The 23,689-nt window shown below is 57.5% G+C and carries 24 protein-coding genes; 17 read left to right on the top strand and 7 right to left on the bottom strand.

Features of this window, described 5'->3' with window-relative positions:
• Positions 1-9: 9 nt before the first annotated feature.
• Positions 10-1,560 (bottom strand): cryptochrome/photolyase family protein, encoded by a 1,551-nt coding sequence (locus PVA19_RS05190; protein WP_274101451.1) that lies wholly within the window; start codon positions 1,558-1,560, stop codon positions 10-12.
• Positions 1,561-1,922: 362 nt separating this feature from the next.
• Here PVA19_RS05190 and PVA19_RS05195 point away from each other — a divergent pair, with 362 nt between their 5' ends.
• Positions 1,923-2,237: a BA14K family protein gene (locus PVA19_RS05195; protein ID WP_112357865.1), complete on the top strand. Its 315-nt coding sequence runs from the start codon at positions 1,923-1,925 to the stop codon at positions 2,235-2,237.
• Between the two features lie 63 nt (positions 2,238-2,300).
• Here PVA19_RS05195 and PVA19_RS05200 read toward each other — a convergent pair whose 3' ends face one another.
• The gene (locus PVA19_RS05200; protein WP_112358123.1) at positions 2,301-2,930 is read right to left on the bottom strand and encodes an outer membrane protein; all 630 of its coding nucleotides are present in this window, start codon (positions 2,928-2,930) and stop codon (positions 2,301-2,303) included.
• 311 nt (positions 2,931-3,241) lie between these two features.
• Between PVA19_RS05200 and PVA19_RS05205 the strand changes: the two genes are divergently transcribed.
• Entirely contained in the window at positions 3,242-3,439 is a 198-nt protein-coding gene (locus tag PVA19_RS05205) for a hypothetical protein (protein ID WP_062441777.1), read from the top strand.
• A 61-nt stretch (positions 3,440-3,500) separates the two neighbouring features.
• Here PVA19_RS05205 and PVA19_RS05210 read toward each other — a convergent pair whose 3' ends face one another.
• Complete coding sequence (locus PVA19_RS05210) at positions 3,501-4,688, bottom strand: Gfo/Idh/MocA family protein (RefSeq protein ID WP_112357864.1); 1,188 nt, start codon at positions 4,686-4,688, stop codon at positions 3,501-3,503.
• 26 nt (positions 4,689-4,714) lie between these two features.
• Entirely contained in the window at positions 4,715-5,767 is a 1,053-nt protein-coding gene (locus PVA19_RS05215) for a sugar phosphate isomerase/epimerase family protein (RefSeq protein WP_153310600.1), read from the bottom strand.
• A gap of 281 nt (positions 5,768-6,048) precedes the next feature.
• Between PVA19_RS05215 and PVA19_RS05220 the strand changes: the two genes are divergently transcribed.
• From PVA19_RS05220 to PVA19_RS05245, 6 genes are all read left to right on the top strand, one after another.
• Complete coding sequence (locus PVA19_RS05220) at positions 6,049-6,741, top strand: superoxide dismutase (RefSeq protein WP_274101452.1); 693 nt, start codon at positions 6,049-6,051, stop codon at positions 6,739-6,741.
• Between the two features lie 309 nt (positions 6,742-7,050).
• Positions 7,051-8,649: an ABC transporter substrate-binding protein gene (locus PVA19_RS05225; protein ID WP_062424094.1), complete on the top strand. Its 1,599-nt coding sequence runs from the start codon at positions 7,051-7,053 to the stop codon at positions 8,647-8,649.
• Positions 8,650-8,795: 146 nt separating this feature from the next.
• Complete coding sequence (locus PVA19_RS05230; RefSeq protein ID WP_062424093.1) at positions 8,796-9,800, top strand: ABC transporter permease subunit; 1,005 nt, start codon at positions 8,796-8,798, stop codon at positions 9,798-9,800.
• A 15-nt stretch (positions 9,801-9,815) separates the two neighbouring features.
• Positions 9,816-10,733 (top strand): ABC transporter permease subunit, encoded by a 918-nt coding sequence (locus tag PVA19_RS05235; protein WP_062424092.1) that lies wholly within the window; start codon positions 9,816-9,818, stop codon positions 10,731-10,733.
• 1 nt (position 10,734) lies between these two features.
• Positions 10,735-11,601 carry an ABC transporter ATP-binding protein gene (locus PVA19_RS05240; RefSeq protein ID WP_082447357.1) on the top strand — a complete coding sequence of 289 codons (867 nt, stop codon included), beginning with the start codon at positions 10,735-10,737 and terminating at the stop codon, positions 11,599-11,601.
• Entirely contained in the window at positions 11,598-12,443 is an 846-nt protein-coding gene (locus PVA19_RS05245; protein WP_062424091.1) for a dipeptide ABC transporter ATP-binding protein, read from the top strand. Before PVA19_RS05240 ends, PVA19_RS05245 begins: the two co-directional genes overlap by 4 nt.
• A 39-nt stretch (positions 12,444-12,482) precedes the next feature.
• Here PVA19_RS05245 and PVA19_RS05250 read toward each other — a convergent pair whose 3' ends face one another.
• Entirely contained in the window at positions 12,483-13,292 is an 810-nt protein-coding gene (locus tag PVA19_RS05250; RefSeq protein ID WP_062424090.1) for a class I SAM-dependent methyltransferase, read from the bottom strand.
• A 109-nt stretch (positions 13,293-13,401) separates the two neighbouring features.
• Here PVA19_RS05250 and PVA19_RS05255 point away from each other — a divergent pair, with 109 nt between their 5' ends.
• The 7 genes from PVA19_RS05255 (at position 13,402) to PVA19_RS05285 (ending at position 19,890) form a co-directional block, all read left to right on the top strand.
• Positions 13,402-14,535 (top strand): ABC transporter substrate-binding protein, encoded by a 1,134-nt coding sequence (locus PVA19_RS05255; protein WP_274101453.1) that lies wholly within the window; start codon positions 13,402-13,404, stop codon positions 14,533-14,535.
• Between the two features lie 96 nt (positions 14,536-14,631).
• Positions 14,632-15,768 carry an ABC transporter substrate-binding protein gene (locus tag PVA19_RS05260; RefSeq protein ID WP_062424088.1) on the top strand — a complete coding sequence of 379 codons (1,137 nt, stop codon included), beginning with the start codon at positions 14,632-14,634 and terminating at the stop codon, positions 15,766-15,768.
• Position 15,769: 1 nt separating this feature from the next.
• Positions 15,770-16,837 (top strand): FecCD family ABC transporter permease, encoded by a 1,068-nt coding sequence (locus tag PVA19_RS05265; protein WP_112519580.1) that lies wholly within the window; start codon positions 15,770-15,772, stop codon positions 16,835-16,837.
• A complete protein-coding gene (locus PVA19_RS05270; RefSeq protein ID WP_062424086.1) occupies positions 16,831-17,583 on the top strand; it encodes an ABC transporter ATP-binding protein in 753 nt (250 codons plus the stop codon). Before PVA19_RS05265 ends, PVA19_RS05270 begins: the two co-directional genes overlap by 7 nt.
• A gap of 254 nt (positions 17,584-17,837) precedes the next feature.
• Positions 17,838-18,971 carry a PLP-dependent cysteine synthase family protein gene (locus tag PVA19_RS05275; protein ID WP_274101455.1) on the top strand — a complete coding sequence of 378 codons (1,134 nt, stop codon included), beginning with the start codon at positions 17,838-17,840 and terminating at the stop codon, positions 18,969-18,971.
• Complete coding sequence (locus PVA19_RS05280; RefSeq protein WP_274101456.1) at positions 18,952-19,356, top strand: LysR family transcriptional regulator; 405 nt, start codon at positions 18,952-18,954, stop codon at positions 19,354-19,356. Before PVA19_RS05275 ends, PVA19_RS05280 begins: the two co-directional genes overlap by 20 nt.
• Positions 19,357-19,371: 15 nt before the next feature.
• Positions 19,372-19,890 carry a LysR substrate-binding domain-containing protein gene (locus PVA19_RS05285; protein ID WP_274101845.1) on the top strand — a complete coding sequence of 173 codons (519 nt, stop codon included), beginning with the start codon at positions 19,372-19,374 and terminating at the stop codon, positions 19,888-19,890.
• 24 nt (positions 19,891-19,914) lie between these two features.
• Here PVA19_RS05285 and PVA19_RS05290 read toward each other — a convergent pair whose 3' ends face one another.
• Both PVA19_RS05290 and PVA19_RS05295 read right to left on the bottom strand, forming a co-directional pair.
• A complete protein-coding gene (locus PVA19_RS05290; protein WP_274101457.1) occupies positions 19,915-21,096 on the bottom strand; it encodes a low temperature requirement protein A in 1,182 nt (393 codons plus the stop codon).
• A 51-nt stretch (positions 21,097-21,147) separates the two neighbouring features.
• Complete coding sequence (locus PVA19_RS05295; protein WP_274101458.1) at positions 21,148-21,531, bottom strand: hypothetical protein; 384 nt, start codon at positions 21,529-21,531, stop codon at positions 21,148-21,150.
• 257 nt (positions 21,532-21,788) lie between these two features.
• On the opposite strand from PVA19_RS05295, the gene PVA19_RS05300 reads away from it, so the two are divergent.
• Positions 21,789-23,243 (top strand): sensor histidine kinase, encoded by a 1,455-nt coding sequence (locus tag PVA19_RS05300; protein WP_274101459.1) that lies wholly within the window; start codon positions 21,789-21,791, stop codon positions 23,241-23,243.
• Positions 23,240-23,677: a response regulator gene (locus PVA19_RS05305; protein WP_062424082.1), complete on the top strand. Its 438-nt coding sequence runs from the start codon at positions 23,240-23,242 to the stop codon at positions 23,675-23,677. The genes PVA19_RS05300 and PVA19_RS05305 overlap by 4 nt, the downstream gene beginning before the upstream one ends.
• Positions 23,678-23,689 lie beyond the last annotated feature (12 nt).

Consider the following 23,689-nt stretch of genomic DNA (forward strand, 5'->3'; position numbering starts at 1 on the left):
CGAGAACTCCTAAACAGGTTCCGCATCATCGAGCTTTTTCAGAAACTGGCGCGCTGCATTTTTATAATCCTTGCGCTGTTCGTCCTTCATCCGTCCCCAGGTCGCATAAGGCTGGGCCAGACGGCGGTTGCCGTCGAGCTTCTTTTTGTTCCGGTCAAGGAAATCCCAATATAGCGAATTGAACGGACAGGCTCCCTCCTCGGTCTTCTTGCGCACATCGTAGCGGCAGTTTTCGCAATAGTCCGACATGCGCGAAATATAAGCACCACTTGCCGCATAGGGTTTGGATCCCAGCAATCCGCCATCGGCGAACTGGCTCATGCCGATGACATTCGGCATCTCCACCCATTCGAAGGCATCGGCGTAGACTTCGAGATACCATTCATGCACCGCATGGGGATCGAGGCCCGCGAGAAGCGCGAAATTGCCAGTGATCATCAGCCGTTGAATGTGATGGGCATAGGCGTGGTCAATGGTTTCACCAATGACCGTCGAAAGGCAGTTCATGTCGGTCTTGCCGTCCCAAAAGAAGGATGGAAGCGGTCGCGACGCGTCAAAGAAGTTGCGATCCGCATAGTCCGGCATGAAGTGCCAATAGATGCCACGCATATATTCCCGCCAGCCAATGATCTGGCGAATGAAGCCCTCAACAGCGTTGATCGGCGCATCGCCTTCGAGATAGGCGCGCTCCGCCCTTCGGCAGATATCGAGCGGATCAAGGAGACCCAGATTGATGTAAAAGGACATGAGCGAATGATTGAGGAACGGGTCGCTGGAGAGCATGGCGTCCTGCGTTTCACCGAAGCTCGGCAGGAATTGCTCGATGAATGCATCTGCTGCCTGCTCCGCATCCTTCTGCGTGACCGCAAATACAAAGCCCTTCGACTCCCCCATATGCTCGGCAAAGCGTTCATCGATCAATTTCATCACGTCGCGCGTCGTCTTGTCGGGCGTAAACTGCGGATGAGAGGCGCGAAAGAGATCGGGCTTTGCCGGCTTGCGGTTTTCGGCATCGAAGTTCCAGCGCCCGCCTATGGGCTTGTCATCTTCCATGAGAAGTCCAGTCTTTCGCCGCATGTCACGGTAGAAGAACTCCATCCTCAACTCGCGCCGCCCCTCAACCCACGCACCGAACTCTTCCTTCGAACAAAGGAAACGGCTGTCGGCGCGTATGTCTACGGGAATGCTCAGAGACTTTTCCCAGCCAGACATCGCCTGCAAAACCCGAAATTCGCCCGGCTCAGTGACGATGACCTTTTCTGGCCTGATCTCTTCGACGGCGCGCTTCAGCTCTTCGGTGAAGCTCCCCGTGTTCGCCTTATCATCCAGCTCGGTGTAGCGAACGTCGAATCCCTTGCCGCGCAAATCTTCGGCGAAGTGGCGCATGGCCGAAAGGATCAGGATGATCTTCTTGCAGTGATGGCGCACATAGGTGGTCTCTTCCTGCACCTCGCACATCAGGATCATGTCCTGATCCGGATCGGCACCCTCCAGGCTTGCGATGGAGTGGGACAATTGATCGCCAAGGATGAAGATGAGGTTGCGGCAGCGCTGTTTCATCGCCGCAGAACGCCAAGATGCCGCCTGCCGTTCCAGACGGGAACCGCGATCAACGTCTTTTCATGGGCGACGAGGATGCAGGCGATCGCTGCTTGTACTGCATCCTGTCTGCCCCAGAAGATCGCAAAGCATGTGTGGGTGTAAAAGGGCGCAGGCGTAGGGGAGATGTTGAGCCGATATCGTTCAGGAATGGCCAGGGGATAGCGAGACGAAAGAGGACGTCCGCAGCGCGAATCAGCAGGGTTGCGCGCATAGGCAATCGGCCATCATCGGCACGATAAATCTAAGACTTCGTTAATAAGCGGAACCAAAGGCTGTCTTGCTACGTTGCTTTTTCGAGATACGGAAAAGGAACTTCCAAAATGTCAAGATCAGGAAAAGCAAAATCCGTAATTTTTTTAGCAGCGGCCTTCATGTGCGCTGCAAGCGGCCCATCGTTCGCCCTGAGCGTCATTAACCCCGCCTATGTAAACGAAGCTTCTTCGGAAGAAGCCACGAACGCTTCGGTCTCGGCCTTCAGCAATGGCGGAGCAACGAAGGGCAGTGGCGACCTCATGCTTTCGGCTGAAGAAGTTCAGCACATTCGCTGGTGCGCCACCCGCTACCCGTCATATCACGCTTCGGACAACACCTTCGCCACCGCTTCTGGTGTACGTACAGAGTGCCGCTCCAAGTAAGGCGGGCTCGTTTTGCCCGCCTTCCAAGAACCGCGTTGGCAGTCTCAAATCCTGCCAAACATGTCAGAAGTGATAGTTCAACCCGCCCTTGACGACGTTGTCGCTGATATCAGTCCGCGATGTGGTGCCGCCAGAGAATGTGCGAACGTCGTTGGTCGCAACATAGTTGTACTCGACCTTGCCCGAAATCTGCTGATTGAACTTGTGCTCGATACCAGCGCCAAGCAGATAGCCCTCTTTCATGCCATCAGGGCCGACGACATTATCGCCGTCGCGAAGGCTCGTGACCGTCAGGCCAGCCGTGCCGTAGATGAGAGTTTCGTCCATCTTCACGCCGGCCTTGGCCTTTGCCGCGACGCGCCAGCGCTCGCGCAGGTTTCCGTTCGGAACGGAGACGCGGGTATCACCAAGATGGGTTGCTTCGAGTTCGCCACCGACGACAGCGCCGCCGAGGTCATAATTGTAGCCGCCCTGAACGCCCAGCGCCAAGCCCTTGCCGTCACGGAAAGGGTTTGCGCTTGGCATGGCAGCGCCAATATGGCCACCGGCGTAAGCACCTGTCCAAGACGAGCTCGCAGGCTCGTTATAGGCCGGTGGCGCCTCGTAGGACGAGGTGAGGTCTGCAGCAACAACCGGGCTGGCAGCCACCATTGCCGCAACGGCAACAGCGTAAGATCTGAATTTATTGGACATCATCAACTCCATACCAAGTCCTTAAGTCTCCCCGCGGGAGACGTCATTCCGAAAGCCACCAAAGACAGTGCCTGTCTGATTGCTGTTATGGTCAACATAAGCGCGAAGGTATGGCGGAAAAAGAAACTTGGTTAGAATTTAGCTAAAACTTTAACGGCATGGATAACAGGAGGTTAACGACGAATTGCGATCGCTATTCGCGATCTGATGCTTGAGTGCCGGGTGCAGAGAGCCAGGCGTCGGGAGCAAGATGGGAACCAACAGGGCGGCCTTCTGTTTACCTATCGAACAACAAACAGAGGAGGCTCACCATGCCAAACCGTGATCCATTGGACGAGTCCACGATCGACAGCCCGCGTGGTCCAACATCAACACCGGGCATCCCGGACCGCGTCCAGGAAAAGCCGCCCGTGCCACCCGTGAAGGATCCGGGCGATACGAAAAACCCGAACGATCCGACACTCAATCCCGCACTTCTGCCGATCGGGGATCCAGCGGGCGCAGCCTGAAAGCTGTTATAGGAATTCACCAAACCGCCGTGCGAGACAATCGCACGGCGGTTTGTTTGTCTTAGAGCTTGACCCAGCTGCCGTTGTCCTTGGACGAGCGAATACACGCCTCGACAAAGGCGACGCCTTTCACGCCATCATCCACGGTTGGATAGATGACGGCCTTGTCGAGATCAGAACCGTTGCGGCGCGCATCGATGGCATTGGCCGCTTCCGAGTAGATCGTCGCGAAGGCTTCTAGGTAACCTTCCGGGTGACCCGACGGAATGCGTGTGACACGGGACGCCGCATCACCGGCACCAGCGCCACCGCGGGTGATCAGTTGCTTTGGCTCTCCAAGCTTGGTGAACCACAGATAGTTGGGGTCCGCCTGCGTCCATTCCAGCCCAGCCTTGGTGCCATAGACGCGCACCTTCAAGCCGTTCTCATGGCCCACGGCGACCTGGCTGCACCACAAAAGACCCTTGGCCGCCTGCTTTCCTTCCTTCGCCTTGAAGCGCAGCATGACGTGGGCGTTGTCATCCAAGCGCCGCCCTTCGACAAAGGTGTGCACGTCGGCCGCAAGCTCATCCAACTCCAAACCCGAAATGAAGCAGCCGAGATTGTAGGCATGGGTGCCGATGTCACCGGTCGAGCCGCCTGCACCCGACTGCGCGGGGTCCGTTCTCCAGACCGCCTGCTTGGCGCCGGTCTGTTCGATCGGCTCGGCCAGCCAATCCTGCGGATATTCCATCTGAACCAGACGAATATCGCCGAGCACGCCACTTTCCACCAGCTCCCGTGCATGGCGGACCATGGGGTAGCCGGTATAATTATGGGTGAGCACGAACAGCGCATCCGCCTTGTCGGCAACCTCTTTCAGCTTCTTGGCATCTTCGAGGTTGGAGGTCAGCGGCTTGTCGCAAATGACGTGGATACCGCGCTCCAGGAAGGCCTTTGCCGCCGGATAGTGAACATGGTTCGGCGTGACGATCGCGACGGCGTCGATGCCATCTTCGCGTGTCGATTCCTTTTCCGCCATTTCCTCATAGGAGCCGTAGCAGCGGTCTTCGTCGAGCCCCAGCTCCAGGCCGGACGCCTTCGACTTCTCCGGTGTGGACGACAATGCGCCTGCCACCAATTCGAACCGGTTGTCGAGACGCGCCGCCATGCGGTGAACGCCGCCGATGAACGCGCCGCTGCCACCGCCGACCATACCGAGGCGAATACGCTTGGACGCCTTGTCGGTCGTCTTTCCTTCAATTGCCATAGTTTTCAGTCCTCGCAATCGTTCTATTACAGGCCGAGCATGCGCCGGTTGGCCGCATCATCCGTGCCACTGGAGGCGAAATCGTCGAAGGCCTTTTCCGTCACGCGGATGATGTGTGCCTTGACGAATTCAGCGCCTTCGCGCGCGCCGTCTTCAGGATGCTTCAAGGCGCATTCCCATTCGACGACGGCCCAGCCATCGAAATCATTGGCCGCCATCTTGGAGAAGACGGCGCCAAAATCGACCTGGCCGTCGCCAAGCGAGCGGAAGCGGCCCGCGCGGTTGACCCAACCCTGATAGCCGCCATAGACGCCCTGGCGTCCCGTCGGGTTGAACTCGGCATCCTTGACGTGGAACATCTTGATGCGGTCTTTGTAAATGTCGATATTGTCGAGATAATCCAGGCACTGCAGCACGTAGTGCGAGGGATCGTAGAGCATGTTGGCGCGGCTGTGGTTCTTCACACGCTCCAGGAACATTTCGAAGGTTACGCCATCATGCAGGTCTTCGCCTGGATGAATTTCGTAGCAGACATCGACGCCCTGCTCATCGGCAAAGTTCAGGATCGGAGTCCAGCGTTTAGCAAGTTCGTCGAATGCCGTTTCCACCAGGCCTGCAGGACGTTGCGGCCACGGGTAGATGAAGGGCCAGGCGAGAGCACCTGAAAATGTCGCGTGTGCATCGATGCCGAGATTGCGCGATGCTTTCAAGGCGAGCTTGACCTGATCGACCGCCCATTCCTGCCGTGCCTTGGGATTGCCGCGCACTTCCGGTGCTGCAAAACCGTCGAAGGCTTCGTCATAGGCGGGGTGAACCGCGACGAGCTGACCCTGAAGATGGGTCGAAAGCTCGGTCACTTCGACACCATTCTGGCGCGCAATGCCAGCAAATTCGTCGCAATAATCCTTGGATTCCGCCGCCTTCTTGAGGTCGATCAACTGGCTCGCCCATGTCGGCACCTGAACGCCGACATACCCTTTTTCAGCGGCCCATTTGGTGATCGCGTCCCAGCTGTTGAAGGGTGCGGCATCTCCCGCGAACTGACCCAGAAACAAACCGGGACCCTTGATCGTCTTCATCTCTGACTTCCTCCTGTATCGATACAGTTGAACGGACCAAGCCTCCGCCGCGCAACCGCGGACAAGCTAACCGCTCCAGAATTTCGTGCAACCCTGAATGTCGCCTGCGCCGCTAAAAATTGCGCAGGGGCGACGCCGACCGCTGGAGATCCTTCGCAGCGAGTCTCGATCGCGATAACAACTTCGGGAGAACGTCTTAAACGAAGCCAGTGCGGGAAACCTTTTGCAGTTGCTGTGGTTATCCGTTCTCAACCTTTAATCACCAGGAGCTTCGAACCGCCATGATATTGACCAGACGCGCAGTCCTCGCAGCCGGCGCCGCCTCGGCTGCCGCAAGTGTTCTTTCAACGCCGTCCATCGGCCGTGCCGCAGCTCCTTTCGAGCAGCCCGCACTTCCCTTCAAGGAGGACGCGCTGGCGCCGCATATCTCGGCAAAGACGGTGGGCCTTCATTACGGCAAGCACCACAAGGCCTATTTCGACAAGCTCAACACGCTTTCGAAGGGCACGCCCTATGCGGACATGAAGCTGGAAGAGATCGTAACGGCGTCCTACGGCAAGGCGGCAGACAAGAAGATTTTCAACAACGCCGCGCAGGCGTGGAACCACGTTTTCTACTGGGACCAGTTCGTACCAGGCGGCCCAAACAGGCCAGAGGGAAAAACGGCCGATGAAATCAACGCCGCATTCGGCGGTTATGACAAGTTCATCGAAAAGGCCGTCGCGGCTTCCGATGAGGTCTTCGGCACCGGCTGGGTTTGGCTCACCAGAGATGACGCGAACAAGCTTGCGCTGGTCGGATATGAAGATGGCAACAATCCTGTCGCCGTCGGTCGCCCGGCCTATCTCGGCATCGATATCTGGGAACACGCCTATTACGTCGATTACGAGAACCGTAAGCCCGCCCATATCAAGGCCGTGCTGGAAAACCTCGTGAACTGGCGCTTCGTCGGCGATAAGATCTCTGCGGCTTGAGGTTCGTCGGCGCAATCAACGACTGAACCATCGTAATCCACCCCATGCGCCCTGCATCTCGCGGGGCGCTTTCGTATGCCCGCTCCTCACGGCGATAGAAGGATATATCGCATTTGAGCAATTCGACGATCATAACATTCTAATGATTTCGCCTAAAATAGTATCAGATCGCGGTAAGTTGAATATTTGATCAAAAATCATATGAATCGTTTCAGTGTTCGCTTGAGTATGTAAAGACTTTCTTATAACGACGATCAGTCGGCATTCGCGGGACAAGCGAGCCGGTTACAAAAAATTGGGAGCTCACATATGAGATACAAATTTGGCATCATCGCCGCCGCTCTGCTTTCGGCGACGTGCTTCGCGAATGTGGCAAGCGCGAAAACCTTCGTCTATTGCTCCGAAGGTTCTCCTGAAGGCTTCGATCCGGGCCTCTACACTGCCGGCACCACCTTCGACGCCGCTGCACACACCGTTTACAGCCGCCTGCTGGAATTCGAAAAGGGCACCACGAAGCCGATTCCAGGTCTCGCGGAGAGCTGGGAAGTTTCCAAGGACGGCAAGGAGTACACCTTCAAGCTGCGTCCTGGCGTCAAGTTCCAGACCACAGACTTCTTCACGCCGACCCGCGACCTGAATGCCGATGACGTTGTTTTCTCCATCGAGCGCCAGATCAAGACCGACAATCCATGGCACCAGTATGTTCCGGGCACGTCCTGGGAATATGCAGCCGGCATGGGCTTCCCTGAACTGATCAAGTCGGTCGAAAAAGTCGACGACATGACGGTCAAGTTCACGCTGAACCGCCCGGAAGCTCCTTTCCTCGCAAACCTCGCAATGCCTTTCGCTTCGATCGTTTCAAAGGAATACACCGATAAGCTCGCTGCCGAAGGCAAGCAGGCCGAACTGAACCAGAAGCCGGTCGGCACTGGTCCGTTCACATTCGTCGGCTACCAGCAGGATGCCGTCATCCGCTACAAGGCCAACAAGGATTATTGGGGCGGCGCACCGAAGATCGACGATCTGGTTTTCGCAATCACTACCGATGCTGCCGTTCGCTACCAGAAGCTCAAGGCTGGCGAATGCCACCTGATGCCTTACCCGAACGCTGCTGACGTTCAGTCCATGAAGTCGGACTCGAACCTCAAGGTCATGGAGCAGGAAGGCCTCAACGTCGCCTACCTCGCCTACAACACCACCCAGGCTCCCTTCGACAAGGTCGAAGTGCGCAAGGCGCTGAACAAGGCCATCAACAAGAAGGCCATTGTCGACGCTGTCTTCCAGGGCATGGCAACACCTGCCAAGAACCCGCTGCCGCCGACCATGTGGTCCTATAACGACAAGATCGAAGACGATACCTACGATCTCGACGCTGCCAAGAAGATGCTTGCAGATGCCGGCGTGAAGGACCTTTCCATGAAGGTCTGGGCAATGCCTGTTTCGCGTCCTTACATGCTGAACGCACGTCGCGCGGCTGAAATCATCCAGGATGATTTCGCCAAGATCGGCGTCAAGGTTGAAATCGTCTCCTACGAGTGGGCCGAATATCTCGACCGCTCCAAGGCAAAGGACCGTGACGGTGCCGTCATGCTCGGCTGGACCGGTGACAATGGCGATCCGGACAACTTCCTTGACACGCTGCTCGGCTGCGAAGCTGTTGGCGGTAACAACCGTGCGCAGTGGTGCAACAAGGAGTTCAACGATCTGGTGAAGAAGGCCAAGGTTACGACCGATCAGGCCGAGCGCACCAAGCTCTACGAAGAAGCTCAGGTTGTCTTCAAGAAGGAAGCACCTTGGGCCACGCTCGACCACTCCCTGTCCATCGTTCCGATGCGCAAGGAAGTAACGGGCTTCGTTCAGAGCCCGCTGGGTGACTTCACGTTCGAAAACGTCGACATCACCGAGTAATCGCTGCACCCAAACAAGACATGCCGCGCATCTTTTCGAAGGTGCGCGGCAGTTCCTTTATGCGGCACTCATAACATACCAATAAGCAGGCGAAACTGCCTCGTGCCAGAGCATAGGTTCCTCAAGGAACAGATCGAAGGTTTCTCATGATTGGCTTTCTCGTGCGGCGTATTGCCGTGCTCATCCCGACATTCATCGGGGTTTCTATTATCGCGTTCCTGTTCATCCGGCTTCTGCCGGGCGATCCGGTCGCACTGCTGTCCGGCGAACGCGTCATGTCGCCAGAGCGTCATGCGCAGATCAGCGCAGCGCTCGGTCTCGACCGTCCGCTGGTGATCCAGTATTTCGACTATCTGAAGGGTATCCTGACTGGCGATTTCGGCACGTCCATCGTGTCAAAGTCGCCGATCATCGATCAGTTCTTCGCACTCTTCCCGGCAACGGTCGAACTCTCCTTCTGCGCCATCATCCTGGCCATCTGCATTGGCATTCCGGCAGGTGTGATTGCAGCCATCAAGCGCGGCTCGGTCTTCGATCAGGGCCTGATGGGCATCGCGCTCGTCGGCTATTCCATGCCGATCTTCTGGTGGGGCCTGCTGCTGATCATCCTGTTTTCCGGTATTCTGCAATGGACGCCGGTTTCGGGGCGCATCTCGCTGATGTTCTACTTCCCGCCGGTCACCGGCTTCATGCTGATCGACTCGCTGCTCTCCGGGCAGAAGGGGGCATTTGCCTCCGCGCTTAGCCATCTGGCGCTGCCGTCGATCGTGCTTGCCACCATTCCGCTCGCCGTCATTGCGCGTCAGACGCGCTCGGCCATGCTGGAAGTGCTGTCGGAAGACTACGTGCGCACCGCACGCGCCAAGGGCCTGTCTCCCTTCCGGGTGATCGGCATCCATGCGCTGCGCAACGCCATGATTCCGGTCATCACCACCATCGGTCTCCAGGTCGGCGTCATGCTGGCAGGTGCCATCCTCACCGAAACGATCTTCTCCTGGCCGGGCATCGGCAAGTGGATGGTCGATTCCGTCTTCCGCCGCGATTACCCGGTCATTCAGGGTGGTCTGCTGTTGATTGCAGGCATCATCATGGTCGTCAACCTCATCGTTGACCTCCTCTATGGCCTGATCAACCCGCGCATCCGGCACTAAAGGGAGGACCGCTTCATGGCCGATACCGCCATTACCAAAACCGCTGCACCGGTTTCCTCTGCCGCCATGCGCAAGCAGATGCTCAAGGAATTCTGGTTCTATTTCTCGGAAAACAAGGGTGCCGTCATCGGCCTTTATGTTTTCCTCGCGCTCGTGATCATTGCCGTCTTCGCGCACTTCATCGCGCCGCACTCGCCATTCGAACAGTATCGTGACGCTGTCCTTCTGCCGCCCGCCTGGGTTGAAGGGGGACGCCTGACCTATCTGCTCGGCACCGACCCGGTCGGCCGCGATATTCTGTCCCGCCTCATCTACGGCGCGCAGTATTCGCTGTTCATCGGTGTCTTCGTCACCACGCTGTCCCTGACCACCGGCGTCGTCATCGGCGTTCTGGCCGGCTATTATCGCGGCTGGCTCGACACCGCCATCATGCGTCTGATGGACATCATCCTGGCCTTCCCGTCGCTGCTTCTGGCGCTCGTTCTCGTCGCCATTCTGGGACCGGGACTAACGAACGGCATGATCGCGATTGCCCTCGTTCTTCAGCCGCACTTCGTGCGCCTGACCCGTGCTGCGGTGATGGCAGAAAAGAGCAAGGACTATGTGACCGCCTCGCGACTTGCCGGTGCAGGTCCTCTGCGTCTGATGTTCCGCACGATCCTGCCGAACTGCACAGCCCCACTGATCGTCCAGGCAACGCTCTCCTTCTCGAACGCCATTCTCGATGCAGCCGCTCTCGGCTTCCTCGGCATGGGCGCGCAACCGCCTGCACCCGAATGGGGCACCATGCTTGCCGAAGCGCGTGAATTCATTCTGCGCGCATGGTGGGTCGTCACTTTCCCAGGTCTTGCCATCCTCATCACCGTTCTTGCCATCAACCTCATGGGCGACGGTCTGCGTGATGCGCTCGACCCGAAACTGAAGAGGTCCTGATATGGCACTTCTGCAAATCGATAATCTCACCGTCGAGTTCGAAACCGCCAATGGCTGGTTCCGCGCCGTGGATGGCGTGTCGATCTCGGTCGATCCGGGTGAAGTGCTTGCCATCGTCGGCGAGTCCGGCTCCGGCAAGTCCGTCTCCATGCTGGCCGTTATGGGCCTCTTACCTTGGACGGCACGCATTACCGCCGACCGCATGCTCTTCCAGGGCAAGGATATCCAGAATCTCAGCGCATCCGAACGCCGCAAGCTGATCGGCAAGGATGTTGCCATGATCTTCCAGGAACCGGTTGCAAGCCTCAATCCGTGCTTCACGGTTGGTTTCCAGATCGAGGAAGTTCTGCGAATCCATATGGGCCTCGACAAGAAGGCACGTCGCGCACGCGCGATCGAACTCTTCAAGCTCGTCGGTCTGCCGGATCCGGAAGAGCGGTTGAAGCATTATCCGCACCAGATGTCTGGCGGTCAGTGCCAGCGCGTGATGATCGCGATCGCGATTGCCTGCAATCCGAAGCTCCTGATCGCCGACGAGCCGACCACCGCGCTCGACGTGACGATCCAGAAGCAGATCCTCGATCTCATCATGCGCCTGCAGGCCGAAACCGGCATGGGCCTGATCATGATCACCCACGATATGGGCGTGGTGGCGGAAACGGCGGACCGCGTGGTGGTTCAGTATAAGGGGCGCAAGATGGAGGAGGCCGACGTGCTCACTCTGTTTGAAAACCCGAAGAGCAACTATACCAAGGCACTTCTGGCAGCGCTGCCGGAGAATGCGACGGGCGATCGCCTCACGACCGTATCGCAGTTCTTCGATGGCACACCGACGCCAGCCGCAAGCATTGGGGGAGAAACGGCATGAGCGAGAACAAGATCATGCTCGAAGTCCGCGACATGAAGCGGGATTATCATATCCCTGGCGGCTTTCTGAAGCAGAGCAAGACGGTCCATGCCGTCAAGGGCGTGTCCTTCAAGCTGGAGACAGGCAAGACTCTGGCAATCGTCGGCGAAAGCGGCTGCGGCAAGTCTACCCTTGCCCGCATGCTGACCTTCATCGACGAGCCCACATCCGGCGAACTCTTCATCGACGGCGAGAAGATGGACACGCGTCCCGGCCACCTGACGGCGGATATGCGCCAGAAGGTGCAGATCGTGTTCCAGAATCCCTATGGCTCACTCAACCCGCGCCAGAAGATCGGCGATGTGCTGGGTGAATCGCTGCTGATCAACACCAAAATGTCTGCCGCCGAGCGCCGCGAAAAGGCGACCGACATGCTGGTGCGCGTCGGTCTCGGCCCCGAGCACTATAACCGCTATCCGCACATGTTCTCCGGCGGACAGCGCCAGCGTATCGCCATTGCGCGTGCACTGATGCTCAATCCTAAGCTTCTCGTCCTGGATGAGCCGGTTTCCGCGCTCGATCTCTCGGTCCAGGCACAGGTGCTGAACCTGCTTGCCGACCTTCAGGACGAATTCGGCCTGACCTATGTCTTCATCAGCCACGACCTGTCGGTGGTGAAGTATATCGCCGACGAAGTTATGGTGATGTATTTCGGTGAAGCGGTCGAATATGGCACCCGCGACGAGGTCTTCTCCGACCCCAAGCACAGCTACACCCGCACATTGTTTGCGGCGACGCCCAAGGCAGATGTGGAATCGATCCGCGCCCGCATGGCTGCCAAGGCTATGGCCAAGGCCGGCTGATTACACGACCCTCAAGCCTCGGAGAAATCCGGGGCTTTTTTATCCCGGCTTGCGCGCACAGATCGCGTAGCGGTGCTGAATGCCACGGGCCGCAGCCTTCAGGACATTCCAGTTCTTTGCCTGGCTCTTGTGAACATCGCGAAGATCGGTGTCGATCGTCACGTCCTCGAAGCCGGCATCGCGCAGCAATGCTGCCACCGCCTCGGCACGGGCGCCATTGGAAAAATATACGCGGGATAGAATGCTGTTATGCGTGCCGGCCATATCCGGCGGCATGTGCACCGCTTCGGCCTTGAGAAGCCCGCGCCTTTGCAGCCAGTTCGCCAGGTCTTTCAGGACCTTCTCCATGCGGCTGACATTGACGAAATCACCATCGACGATCAGCACCTGCCCGCCGGGTTTCAAAACCCGGATCCATTCACGGAAGGCGGCCTTTGGATCGACCAGGGTCCAGACGAGATGACGGTTGATCACCACATCATAGCTTGCGTCCGGCTCCATGGTGTTTTCCGCATCGCCCATACGAAAGGCAATCTGTCGGTTTCGGCTCTTCGCCTTGGCCTTTGCCCGCTCCAGCATGGGCTCTGCCCAGTCGAGGCCAGTCACGCGGAAGCCGAGATCGTCCATCAGATGGGAGACGACGCCCGTGCCGCTTGCGAGATCGAGCGCCAGCCTCCCCTCACCCGGCCCCAGATGCTTCAGCACAAGACGATGCCAGGCGGCGCGTTCATCCTCGGAAAAGATTTCATGTCCGGGTGAAAGATCGAAGGTCGCAGCGCGAGCGGACCAATAAGCCTTGATCTCGTCCTTCAGACCAAAGTTGCTTCCGTAATCATTTGCGCTGTCCATGCTGGCCGACCTTCACAATTGCAGTTGAGAATTGCTCTAAAAGATAAAACTTGACGAACGCAATCATAAAATCTTAAAGCGCCAAAAGTTTTATTGGAGAGCTATTTCAATGCGCATTACAGGCAGATCCGCAGTTCTTGCAATGGGCCTTCTGGTTTCGACCGTATGGCCTGCTTTTGCTGAAAAAGTGACCGTCAAAGACGTCACCGGACGCGATGTCGAGGTCAATGTGCCGGTCAAGCACGTAATTCTCGGCGAAGGCCGCCAAATCTATTTTCTCGCCGCTCTGGACAAGAACAAACCCTTCGAACACGTCGTCGGTTGGCGCGACGATCTGCCGAAGGCCGATCCGGAAACCTATGAGGCCTATCTGGCGAAGTATCCGGATATCGCCAAGCTGCCGAAGTTCGGCGGCATGAAGGACGGCACCTTCGATATCGAGCAGGCGGTTGCGCTGAAGCCCGATGTCATCCTGATGAACATCGATGCCAAGACGGCAACGGAGGAAGCCGGCTATATCGAGAAGCTTGGCAAGGTCGGCATTCCGCTGGTCTATGTCGACTTCCGCGAAAAGCCGATGGAGAACACAGAGCCGAGCATGCGTCTTATGGGCAAGCTGATGGGCAAGGAAGCGGTCGCGGAAGACTTCATCAAGTTCCGCTCCGACAGCATCAAACGCGTCACCGACGTTCTCGAGAAGGAAAACCCGAAGAAGCCCGTCGTCTTCGTCGAGCGCGCCGGCGGATATTCGGACGATTGCTGCATGTCTTTCGGCAATGAGAATTTCGGCAAGATGGTCGAGATCGCCGGTGGCATCAACATGGCCAAGGGCATCATTCCCGGCACCTTCGGCACGGTCAATCCCGAGCAGATCATTGCCTCCAATCCGGACCAGATCATCATCACCGGTGGCAAGTGGGACGCTTATGTGCCCGGCGGCAATTGGGTCGGCGTCGGTTACGGTGCGGATCTAAAGGAAGCGCGCCGCAAGCTGGAAGCGCTGACGAAGCGCCCGGGCTTTACCGGCGTCAAGGCGGTCGCGAACGGCAATGTTCACGCCATTTGGCACCAGTTCTACAACAACCCCTATCAGTTCGTCGCGATCCAGGAGATTGCCAAGTGGCTGCATCCCGATCTCTTCAAGGATCTCGAGCCTGAGGCGACCTTCAAGGAACTGCATGAGCGTTTCCTGCCGCTCGAATACAAGCCCGGCTACTTCGTGTCTCTGAAAAACGACACGTAAAACAGAGAAGACAATGGCCCGAACCAGGCCAGAAACGAACGAAGCGAGGCGGCCTCTCTCCGCCTCGCCATGCTGTTTTTAAAAGAGGGTCATCCCATGATTTTCAAAACGCTTGGCACCATTGCAACCATCCTTTTTGCGACGCTCTCCTCTCCGGCCTTGTCGGCGCAGATCGTCGATGCAGCCGGTCGCACCGTCGAGATGGATCTGCCTGCAAAGCGGGTGATCCTCGGCGAAGCCCGGCAGGTTCACGTTGTCGCGGCGCTTAAGGGCGACAAAACGTTTGACACGGTTGTCGGCTGGCGGGACGATCTCATCAAGAAGGACCCGGATAGCTACACGGCCTATGTCGAGCGCTTTCCGCAGATCAAGGATTTGCCCCGCTTCGGTTATCTGCCGCAAGGCGGGTTCAGCCTGGAAGCCGCTATTGCACTGTCTCCGGATGTGATCACGCTGAACCTGGAGGCCGAGCAAAGCGCAAAGGAAAGCGGCTTTGAAGAGAAGGCCGCCGCTGCCGGTATCAAGGTTGTCTATCTCGATTTCCGGCTCGACCCGGACAAGAACACCGAACGTTCGATCCGCGCCCTTGGACAAATTTTCGGTGCCGAGCAGCGCGCAGATGAATTCATGGCCTATCGCCGCCAGCAGATCGCGCTGGTGACCGATAAGCTGGCGACCGTGAAGGATCTGAAACGTCCTGGTGTCTTCATAGAGCGCGCCCCGGGTATCTCAGGCGAAAACACCTGCTGCCGCACCTTCGGCCCGGTCAATTTCGGCGCGATGGTTGAGGAGGCCGGTGGCCACAATATTGCGTCTGACGTGATCAAGACCACCTTCGGTGATCTCAACCCGGAGCAACTCGTCGTCTCCGATCCAGCCCACATCATCGTTACGGGCTCCAACTGGGCGGCGGAATCCGATATCAACCAGTTCGTGCCTGTTGGCCGCGGCGCCGATATGACACTGGCGCGGGAGCGTCTCGCCAAGCTGATGACCCGCACGCCGTTTCCTGAACTGACGGCAGTCAAGCAAGGCAATGTCCACGCCGTCTGGCACCAGTTCTATGGCGCCCCTTACGAGTTCTTCCCCATCCAGCAATTTGCCAAGTGGTTTCATCCCGATCTCTTTGCCAATCTCGATCCGGAGAAGAATTTCGACGACTTCCACAAGAAATTCCTGCCAATCAGCTACAAGCCCGGCTACTTCGTTTCCCTCGAAAAAGGCGTGAACTAAAATGGCTTCCGTCACCCAAACGCCCATGGAGACGACCGGAGGGCATCAATACCGCGCCCTTGCCGGCCGCCGCATACTGATCCTCGTCGGTCTTCTTCTAGCTTTGTGCCTCAGCATTGCGACGGACATGGCGCTGGGGCCGGCGCGTTACACGCTTTCAGACGTGGTAAGCGCTATCTTCGATCCGGCGGCGGTTGCCAACCAGCTTCGCGTGGTTATCTGGGACATTCGCATGCCGATTGCCTTGATGGCGGTCACCGTCGGCGCCTCTCTTTCTGTCGCGGGCGCGCAGATGCAGACCATCCTCTCGAACCCTCTCGCCAGCCCCTTCACGCTTGGCATCTCGGCAGCGGCAAGCTTTGGCGCTGCTTTGGCGCTTGTCGGCGGCATTGCGATCTTCCCAGGCGCGGTGGAGTATATGGTACCGATCAACGCCTTCCTGATGGCGATGCTGGCGGCCCTCTTCATTCACTTTGCGTCCACCATGCGCGGCGTCAGCGTCGAGACCATCGTGCTTCTCGGCATCGCACTGGTTTTCACCTTCAATGCGGCCCTTTCACTTCTGGAATATCTCGCCTCCGAACAGGCACTCGCAGCGGTCGTCTTCTGGACCATGGGCAGCCTCACCAAGGCAACATGGGCTAAGGTCTATGTGACTGCCGCCATTCTCGTGCTGACCGTGCCGCTCTTCATGAAGAATGCCTGGGCTTTGACGGCGCTCCGCCTTGGCGATGACAAGGCTGCGAGCATGGGCGTCAACGTCCGTCGCCTGCGCCTCCAGACCATGCTGACCGTCAGCCTGCTGGCCGCCATTCCGGTGTCCTTCGTCGGCACGATCGGCTTCGTTGGTCTCGTCGGCCCGCATATTGCCCGCATGGTGGTGGGTGAGGACCAGCGTTTCTTCCTGCCCGGCTCGGTCATCTGCGGCGCGCTTCTTCTCTCTGTCACCTCCGTCGTCAGCAAGATGCTGATCCCAGGCGCCGTTCTGCCAATCGGGGTGATTACGGCTCTCGTTGGTGTACCCTTCTTCTTCATCCTGATCTTTTCTAACAGGAGACGCGCATGGTAGCCTTGGCTCTACAGGATGTCGGCGCGAAATACGGACGCACCACCGTTCTTTCCAATGTCACTATGGATATGCTCCGCGCAGGGAGCGTCACGGCTGTCATCGGCCCGAACGCAGCCGGAAAATCCACGCTCTTCAAGCGCATTGCCAGCCTGATTTCCGGCCCCGGCGTGGTGACGCTATCTCAAACGGAGCAAGGGCCGAAGACCATCTGCTATATGCCGCAGGACACCGGCGCCAATGCGGTGCTCACGGTTTACGAATCCATCCTGCTTTCTGCCAAGCAGGGAAGCGGCTGGAAAGTTCGCGACGACGAACTTGCCGAGATCGACGCGATCCTGAAGGCGCTCAACATCGACAACCTGTCCTTCCGCGGACTTGGCGAACTGTCCGGCGGCCAGCGTCAGCTCGTGTCACTGGCGCAGGCACTGGTTCGCAAGCCGGAAGTGCTGTTGATGGACGAACCGACCTCAGCGCTCGATCTTCATCGGCAAGTGGAAGTGCTGGACTTCATCTCAAGCCTCGCCCGTCGCGAGGGCATGATCGTGTTGATTGCGCTTCACGATCTGAACCATGCGCTACGCTACTGCGAAAATACCCTCGTGATTGCCGGGGGCCAGATGGTGGTGAGTGGCGCGACCGAAGATGTCATCACGCCTGCCATGCTGCGCGATATCTATCGGGTGGATGCGCGCATTGAAACATGCTCGAGGGGACAGCCCTTTGTTCTGGTGGACGGCACGGCCTAACGCTATCGCCATCTGAGACGGCTCTGGAAGGCCAATCCGATCACAGGGCGCTAAATTTTGGCGGTGCGGTGTGCGCTGCTGGCCTCCACCCGCTTTGCAAAACCATCGTTCTAAGATAGGACGATTCCATGGAACATTCTTCTTCCATATCTATTCATGGGAGCATATTTTTATGGAAACTGTCGCTTCGATAAAATATTTGAACGAGGCATCGCGCACAGCAAGCCGGTCGGGCCAGATGGAGCTCAACTGCCATGCATGAGTGTCTTTCAACGCCTCCAATCACCCCGCTGCCGGCATGCGAAGACCGCGAATGGGCGCGTCGTGCCATCGGCATTCTGCAAGGTGATGGACGCCGTTCAGCTGATACCCATCTCGTGAAGCCCGTTTTTAACGGCCTGCGCGGCATATCGATTTATCTGAAAGACGAGTCGACGCACCCGACCGGCAGCCTCAAGCATCGCCTCGCCCGCTCATTGTTCCTCTATGGAATCTGCAACGGAAAGATCCGCCAGGGAACGACGCTGGTAGAAGCCTCGTCCGGCTCCACCGCGGTCAGCGAGGCCTATTTCGCGCATCTGCTCGACCTGCCCTTCATCGCCGTCATGCCGCACTCAACCAGCCGCCAGAAGGTAGAGGCCATCGAGCGCTTCGGCGGTCGCTGTCATTTCGTCGACAGCCCTTCCGAAGTCTATACCGTTGCGGAGAAGCTGGCTGCGGAAGCGCAGGGCCATTATCTCGACCAGTTCACCTATGCCGAACGTGCAACGGATTGGCGTGGCAACAACAATATCGCCGAATCCATCTTCGACCAGATGCAGAGCGAAGAGCATCCTGAGCCATCATGGGTGGTGATGAATGCCGGCACCGGAGGCACCTCCGCCACGATCGGACGCTACATCCGCTATCGCAATCTTCCGACCCGGCTATGTGTGGTGGACGTGGAGCACTCGGCCTTTTACCAATCCTATATGTCGGGAGACCGAAACGTCACCTGCTCGACACCGTCACGCATCGAGGGCGTGGGCCGCCCGCGCGTCGAGCCCTCTTTCATTCCCGGCGTCATCGATCACATGATCAAGATACCGGACGCAGCATCGATCGCTGCCATGCATGTCCTCTCAGAGCGCCTCTTCCGGCGCGTCGGTGGCTCCACCGGCACCAATTTCTTCGGTGTGTGCTGGATTGCGGCAGCGATGATGAAGGAAGGACGGGAGGGTTCGCTCGTATCGCTGATATGCGACAGCGGTGACCGATACGCCGCAACCTACTACAATCAGGAGTGGCTCGCTGATAACAGGATCGATATAAATCCTTACAAGGCCATGATAGAAGCCTTTATCGATAGTGGCGACTTCAGGAGTTTCGATGCCACTGGACTACCTTGATGCGCGCCAGCTCGAAGCGTTTGTTGCGGTCATGTCGATTGGCAGCATGACGGGTACTGCCCAGGCGCTCCGCAAGTCGCAACCGGTGGTCACAAGGCTGATCCAGGACCTCGAGAGCGAACTTGGTTTCCCTGTGCTGCATCGGAATGGGCCGCGCATCGCGCCTACAGAAGAAGGCAGTGCGTTGTTTGTTCAAGCGGAGCTGTTTTTGAACGGGCTGAAGACGATCAGCCAGACCGCTTACGACATTGCCAATGATCAGGCCGGCACCGTGCGGCTGGCTGCCGTTCCTGCACTGGCGGCCGGTATCGCACCACTTGCTCTTGCCGATCTTCCAGACCGCGGGTTCCCGCTGGACATCCATCTGTCGATCATGACGTCGTAAAATGTCGTCCAAGCCATTGTCGCGCGCACCGCAGAGGTCGGCATCGCGAGCCTGCCTTTTGACAATCCGGGTGTCGACGTCCACTGGATCGGCGAGGTTTCCTATGTTGCCGTCATCGCCAGCGACGATCCTCTGGCAAAGCGGCACGTGATCACAGCCTCGGACTTTAGGGAACGCCGCCTGTTGACCTCTGCCAACCCTTACCGATTGCGCAGGCGGATCGATCAGGCGTTGAACCATCACGACGTCGAACCGGCTGGCATTATCGACAGCAATACGAGTTACGTCTCGCTGGCGCTCGCCAGAAGCGGCCTCGGTATCGGTATCGTTGAGTCCGTAACACTGACGGGCCTGCCGATCGAAGGACTGACTGTCCTTCCGCTCGATTTCCATGTTCCATTTTACTGGGGCGTCATCACCGCAACCGGCGTGCCGCTCTCGACGCCGGCGCAAAGTCTGATTGTCGCAATCGAACGTCGGTCTGAGGCATTACCGACCTTCCGCAAGCATGACGTCATGCCGAGCCTTGATTGAGGCGTGAGAAGCTTAAACGCCAGCCTATCCCATCGTCTCGGCATTTTTGCGAAGCGCCACATACTCCCAGATCGCAACGAGCAACAGGATGGCTGCACTGGCAATCTGCAGACCATAAAGCGGCACGTCTGGGACGAAGAGGAGTGCCACCAGTACACCCACACCGACGAAGTGCGACACCGGCCTCACATGGGATGCCGCAACCTTAACGCCGATATTGCCGAGCAAAAACAGGATCGGCCCGCCCATGATCGCCAGCGACTCTCTGAGCGTCGCGGGATCATGGCTGTTTGAAAGACTGAAGTCCTCGCCGACAGCCGTCAGGATGATACCTGCGACGATGGGCAGATGGCCGTAGTTGAAGAGGTTCTGGACGATTTTCTCCGGCTCGGCCGTCTCCTCGGCTTTTTCCGAGGCTTGCTCCTGCCCATGGTGAAAATATATCCACCACATGATGACGGTGCTGAGGAAGGCCGCACAGAACACCACGAAAGTCAGGCCGGAATTCATATATTCCGTCGCCGTCTTGCCTGTCGTGAGGATCGTTTCACCAAGGCAGATGATGACGAACAGCGCGCATCGCTCCGCAAGGTGCTCGCCCGAAAGAAGAATCTGCTCGTCGTCATGGGCACGTACGCCAGGAACATAGTACCGCACGAGCGGCCCGATATATTCGGTGGCGATCGCGACCGTCCACAAGATCAAGCGATAGGTCAAGCTATCGGTCAGCCCGCCGGCAATCCAGAAAAAGCTGGAAACCACCAGCCATACGGTCATCCTGCCGAAAGTCTTGGAGTTGCCGTGGTCGACACCATGGAAAACATAGAGACCGAAGAGCGAGCGGGAGAGCTGCATCACCGTATAGATCGATGCAAAGATGATCCCCTGGCTCTCGAACGCCTTGGGCAAGGCGATGGCGAGCAACACCCCGGCAAACATGAGGCCGAACAGGAACATCCTGACAGGCCCTTTATCGGTGTTCAGCAGATTGGTGAGCCATGTGATGTGCACCCACAGCCACCACAGCGCTAGAATGAGGATGGCGGCCTCGTAGAGTGCAGTCGCGCCAAAATCTTCCGTCAAAGTGTAGGAAAGCTGGATCAGCGCGAAAACGAAAACGAGATCGAAGAATAATTCTGGAAACGTGGCCTTTTGCGACTCGTCATCGTCAGGCCTGATCCACCCGCTTCCCCTGTTATCCGTCATATATTTCCCCAAGGTGATGCAAGACGATTACTTCACCTTGCAGCAAACAGCCTACCGCGATGCCGTCGAAATGGAAGTGTCCATCAGGGCTGCTTCCCTCATCAAAGCGTCTTTGCGCCCCGCCAACTCCACCTCATTGGAGTTGTCGGGATAAAAGCTTGGCCCGATAAGACGCACGCGCTTTCCGGACACGTCGACGATGTAGGTAGCAGCGATCTCAGTTTTGGGAGCGATCTCCGCTTTCGGTGCGGCGTCCGTTTTAGCAGCCACGGCCGTTTTCGCTCTCTTCGCCAGTTTTGGCTTCTTCGCGACACCACTGTTCGATGAGACTTTCTTGGCCGGCGCGATGCTGCTGACTTCGTAGGTTTGCGCCAGAACGGCAGTCGTCGTTGACAATAGGAAGAGCGCTGCGGCGCCTGCTGCGAACCGTTTCATCGGGGTCTCCAGAACTGTATAGCTTTGCAGCAACAACATCGGACCCGGAATTTTGGTTCCACTACTCTAACGTCAGTCAAAGTCTTTTGTGCGAAACCGTACTATCCCGCTGGTAAGACTGCATGAACTTGCATAAACAACAGGATAGGCATAGGTCGTTTTCAACTGCGCATTGCGACATGCCGGGCAACTGTGCCGATTGAGATGTGGGGACGTCATTGGTCAAACTCTCTCCTTTTGTCAGGCGAACCCTGGTCATGCTGGGGCTCGGAATAGCCCTGTTGATCGGAATGGTCGGGGCATCGCTGTGGCTCGTTGAAAAGAACGATAACTATTCCCGTGAGACCGCAGATCTCCGCCGAATCCGCTCGGCAATTTTGGACGTACTCACCACCATTCAGGACGCGGAGACCGGTCAGCGCGGTTATCTGTTGACCCGCAGGGAAGATTATCTCGCTCCATATAGGGAAGCCTTGCAGACGCTGGCGGAAAAGCGTGAGCGGCTTGTGGCCAGCGTTCAGAACAAGCCGATCTATACTGGAAAGCTTCCTGTTCTTCAGACCGCCATCGATGCCAAAATCGCCGAAATCGGTCGCACGATTGATCTTGTGAATGCGGGACGGATTGATGAGGCGATCGATATCGTCCGCGCCGATACAGGCCTCATCTACATGCAAGAGATCCGCAACACGCTGGATGAGTTTCAGGATGTCACGGATGATCGGCTTCGCGTCATTGTCAACGATCAGTTGCAAGCGGCGGACAATCTTCGCTGGGTGACGATCGGCGGCGCTATCGCTATCATCGCGGTTGTGGGTGGCGCTCTTTTTCTGATCGCGAAATATGTAGGCGAACTGATGCGCTCTCGCGAGGAGGTCGATTCACTCAATCGTGGCCTCGAAGAACGCGTCAACGAGCGCACCCGTGACTTGATACGCGCCAATCAGGAAATACAGCGCTTCGCCTATATCGTGACGCACGACCTGCGTGCGCCGCTCGTCAACATTATGGGCTTTCTGTCTGAATTCGAAGCCTCGCTGAAACCTATCGAAAGCTATGTGCTGGCCGATGGTGCCACGCTCTCGGAAAACGAGATCAGAGACGCACGGTTAGCTGTCAAGGAAGACCTGCCGGAAGCAATCGGTTTCATTCGCTCGTCCACCCGCAAGATGGATCAGCTGATCAATGCCATCCTGAAGATTTCCCGCGATGGCCGCCGCAAGCTGCAGGCGGAGAAGGTCGATCTGAGAGAGCTTTTGGCGGTAGCGGGCGCAAGCGTTCAGCACCAGGTCTCTGCAGTGGACGGCGAGATCGACGTGAATGTGCAGCCCTTCACCGTCATCAGCGACAGGATCTCGCTTGATCAGATCCTCGGCAATCTCTTCGACAACGCCGTCAAGTATCAGATGAAAGGTCGTCCGCTGCACATTTCAGCGCGCATCCTGCCGCAGGGACGTGGTATCGTGCGGCTCGACATTACCGATAACGGACGTGGTATTGCGGAAGAAGACCTGGAGCGGATCTTCGAACTCTTCAGACGCGCCGGCGATCAGGACCAGCAGGGCGAGGGCATTGGACTCGCGCACGTGCGTTCGCTAATAAGAAATTTAGGCGGGGACATTACCGTCGCCTCGGAACTTGGCAAAGGAAGTACATTCCATCTGACCTTGCCAACTGATCTGCGGAAAATCACACGAGGTAACGACACATGAAAATAACCGGCCAGGAAGTCACGATCGTCATGATCGAAGACGATGAGGGGCATGCCCGCCTGATAGAGAAGAACGTTCGGCGCGCCGGCGTCAACAACGAGATCGTGCCCTTCACGCTTGGCAACAAGGCGCTGGACTACATTCTCGGACCGAACCGCGATGGCCTCGTCAGCAAGGACCGCTACATTCTCGTTCTTCTCGACCTTAATCTTCCCGATATGTCCGGAATCAGGATATTGGAGCAGATCAAGAGCAACGAGCATACCAAGCGTCTGCCTGTGGTCGTGTTGACGACGACGGACGACGAGACTGAAATCCAGAAGTGCTACGATCTCGGTGCAAACGTCTATATCACCAAGCCGGTCGATTACGAAGGCTTTGCCACCGCGATCAGAAACCTCGGCCTCTTCTTCTCGGTGATACAGGTTCCATAAAGGCGTAAACGC

It is taken from the genome of Agrobacterium sp. CNPSo 3708 (genome assembly GCF_028674915.1).
In the GTDB taxonomy this organism is placed as follows: domain Bacteria; phylum Pseudomonadota; class Alphaproteobacteria; order Rhizobiales; family Rhizobiaceae; genus Agrobacterium; species Agrobacterium cavarae.

Excerpts from the sequence above, each read along its gene's own strand:
- PVA19_RS05190 (WP_274101451.1), bottom strand. The coding sequence starts at position 1,560 with ATGAAACAGCGCTGCCGCAACCTCATCTTCATCCTTGGCGATCAATTG.
- PVA19_RS05195 (WP_112357865.1), top strand. The coding sequence starts at position 1,923 with ATGTCAAGATCAGGAAAAGCAAAATCCGTAATTTTTTTAGCAGCGGCC.
- PVA19_RS05200 (WP_112358123.1), bottom strand. The coding sequence starts at position 2,930 with ATGTCCAATAAATTCAGATCTTACGCTGTTGCCGTTGCGGCAATGGTG.
- PVA19_RS05205 (WP_062441777.1), top strand. The coding sequence starts at position 3,242 with ATGCCAAACCGTGATCCATTGGACGAGTCCACGATCGACAGCCCGCGT.
- PVA19_RS05210 (WP_112357864.1), bottom strand. The coding sequence starts at position 4,688 with ATGGCAATTGAAGGAAAGACGACCGACAAGGCGTCCAAGCGTATTCGC.
- PVA19_RS05215 (WP_153310600.1), bottom strand. The coding sequence starts at position 5,767 with ATGAAGACGATCAAGGGTCCCGGTTTGTTTCTGGGTCAGTTCGCGGGA.
- PVA19_RS05220 (WP_274101452.1), top strand. The coding sequence starts at position 6,049 with ATGATATTGACCAGACGCGCAGTCCTCGCAGCCGGCGCCGCCTCGGCT.
- PVA19_RS05225 (WP_062424094.1), top strand. The coding sequence starts at position 7,051 with ATGAGATACAAATTTGGCATCATCGCCGCCGCTCTGCTTTCGGCGACG.
- PVA19_RS05230 (WP_062424093.1), top strand. The coding sequence starts at position 8,796 with ATGATTGGCTTTCTCGTGCGGCGTATTGCCGTGCTCATCCCGACATTC.
- PVA19_RS05235 (WP_062424092.1), top strand. The coding sequence starts at position 9,816 with ATGGCCGATACCGCCATTACCAAAACCGCTGCACCGGTTTCCTCTGCC.
- PVA19_RS05240 (WP_082447357.1), top strand. The coding sequence starts at position 10,735 with ATGGCACTTCTGCAAATCGATAATCTCACCGTCGAGTTCGAAACCGCC.
- PVA19_RS05245 (WP_062424091.1), top strand. The coding sequence starts at position 11,598 with ATGAGCGAGAACAAGATCATGCTCGAAGTCCGCGACATGAAGCGGGAT.
- PVA19_RS05250 (WP_062424090.1), bottom strand. The coding sequence starts at position 13,292 with ATGGACAGCGCAAATGATTACGGAAGCAACTTTGGTCTGAAGGACGAG.
- PVA19_RS05255 (WP_274101453.1), top strand. The coding sequence starts at position 13,402 with ATGCGCATTACAGGCAGATCCGCAGTTCTTGCAATGGGCCTTCTGGTT.
- PVA19_RS05260 (WP_062424088.1), top strand. The coding sequence starts at position 14,632 with ATGATTTTCAAAACGCTTGGCACCATTGCAACCATCCTTTTTGCGACG.
- PVA19_RS05265 (WP_112519580.1), top strand. The coding sequence starts at position 15,770 with ATGGCTTCCGTCACCCAAACGCCCATGGAGACGACCGGAGGGCATCAA.
- PVA19_RS05270 (WP_062424086.1), top strand. The coding sequence starts at position 16,831 with ATGGTAGCCTTGGCTCTACAGGATGTCGGCGCGAAATACGGACGCACC.
- PVA19_RS05275 (WP_274101455.1), top strand. The coding sequence starts at position 17,838 with ATGCATGAGTGTCTTTCAACGCCTCCAATCACCCCGCTGCCGGCATGC.
- PVA19_RS05280 (WP_274101456.1), top strand. The coding sequence starts at position 18,952 with ATGCCACTGGACTACCTTGATGCGCGCCAGCTCGAAGCGTTTGTTGCG.
- PVA19_RS05290 (WP_274101457.1), bottom strand. The coding sequence starts at position 21,096 with ATGACGGATAACAGGGGAAGCGGGTGGATCAGGCCTGACGATGACGAG.
- PVA19_RS05295 (WP_274101458.1), bottom strand. The coding sequence starts at position 21,531 with ATGAAACGGTTCGCAGCAGGCGCCGCAGCGCTCTTCCTATTGTCAACG.
- PVA19_RS05300 (WP_274101459.1), top strand. The coding sequence starts at position 21,789 with ATGCTGGGGCTCGGAATAGCCCTGTTGATCGGAATGGTCGGGGCATCG.
- PVA19_RS05305 (WP_062424082.1), top strand. The coding sequence starts at position 23,240 with ATGAAAATAACCGGCCAGGAAGTCACGATCGTCATGATCGAAGACGAT.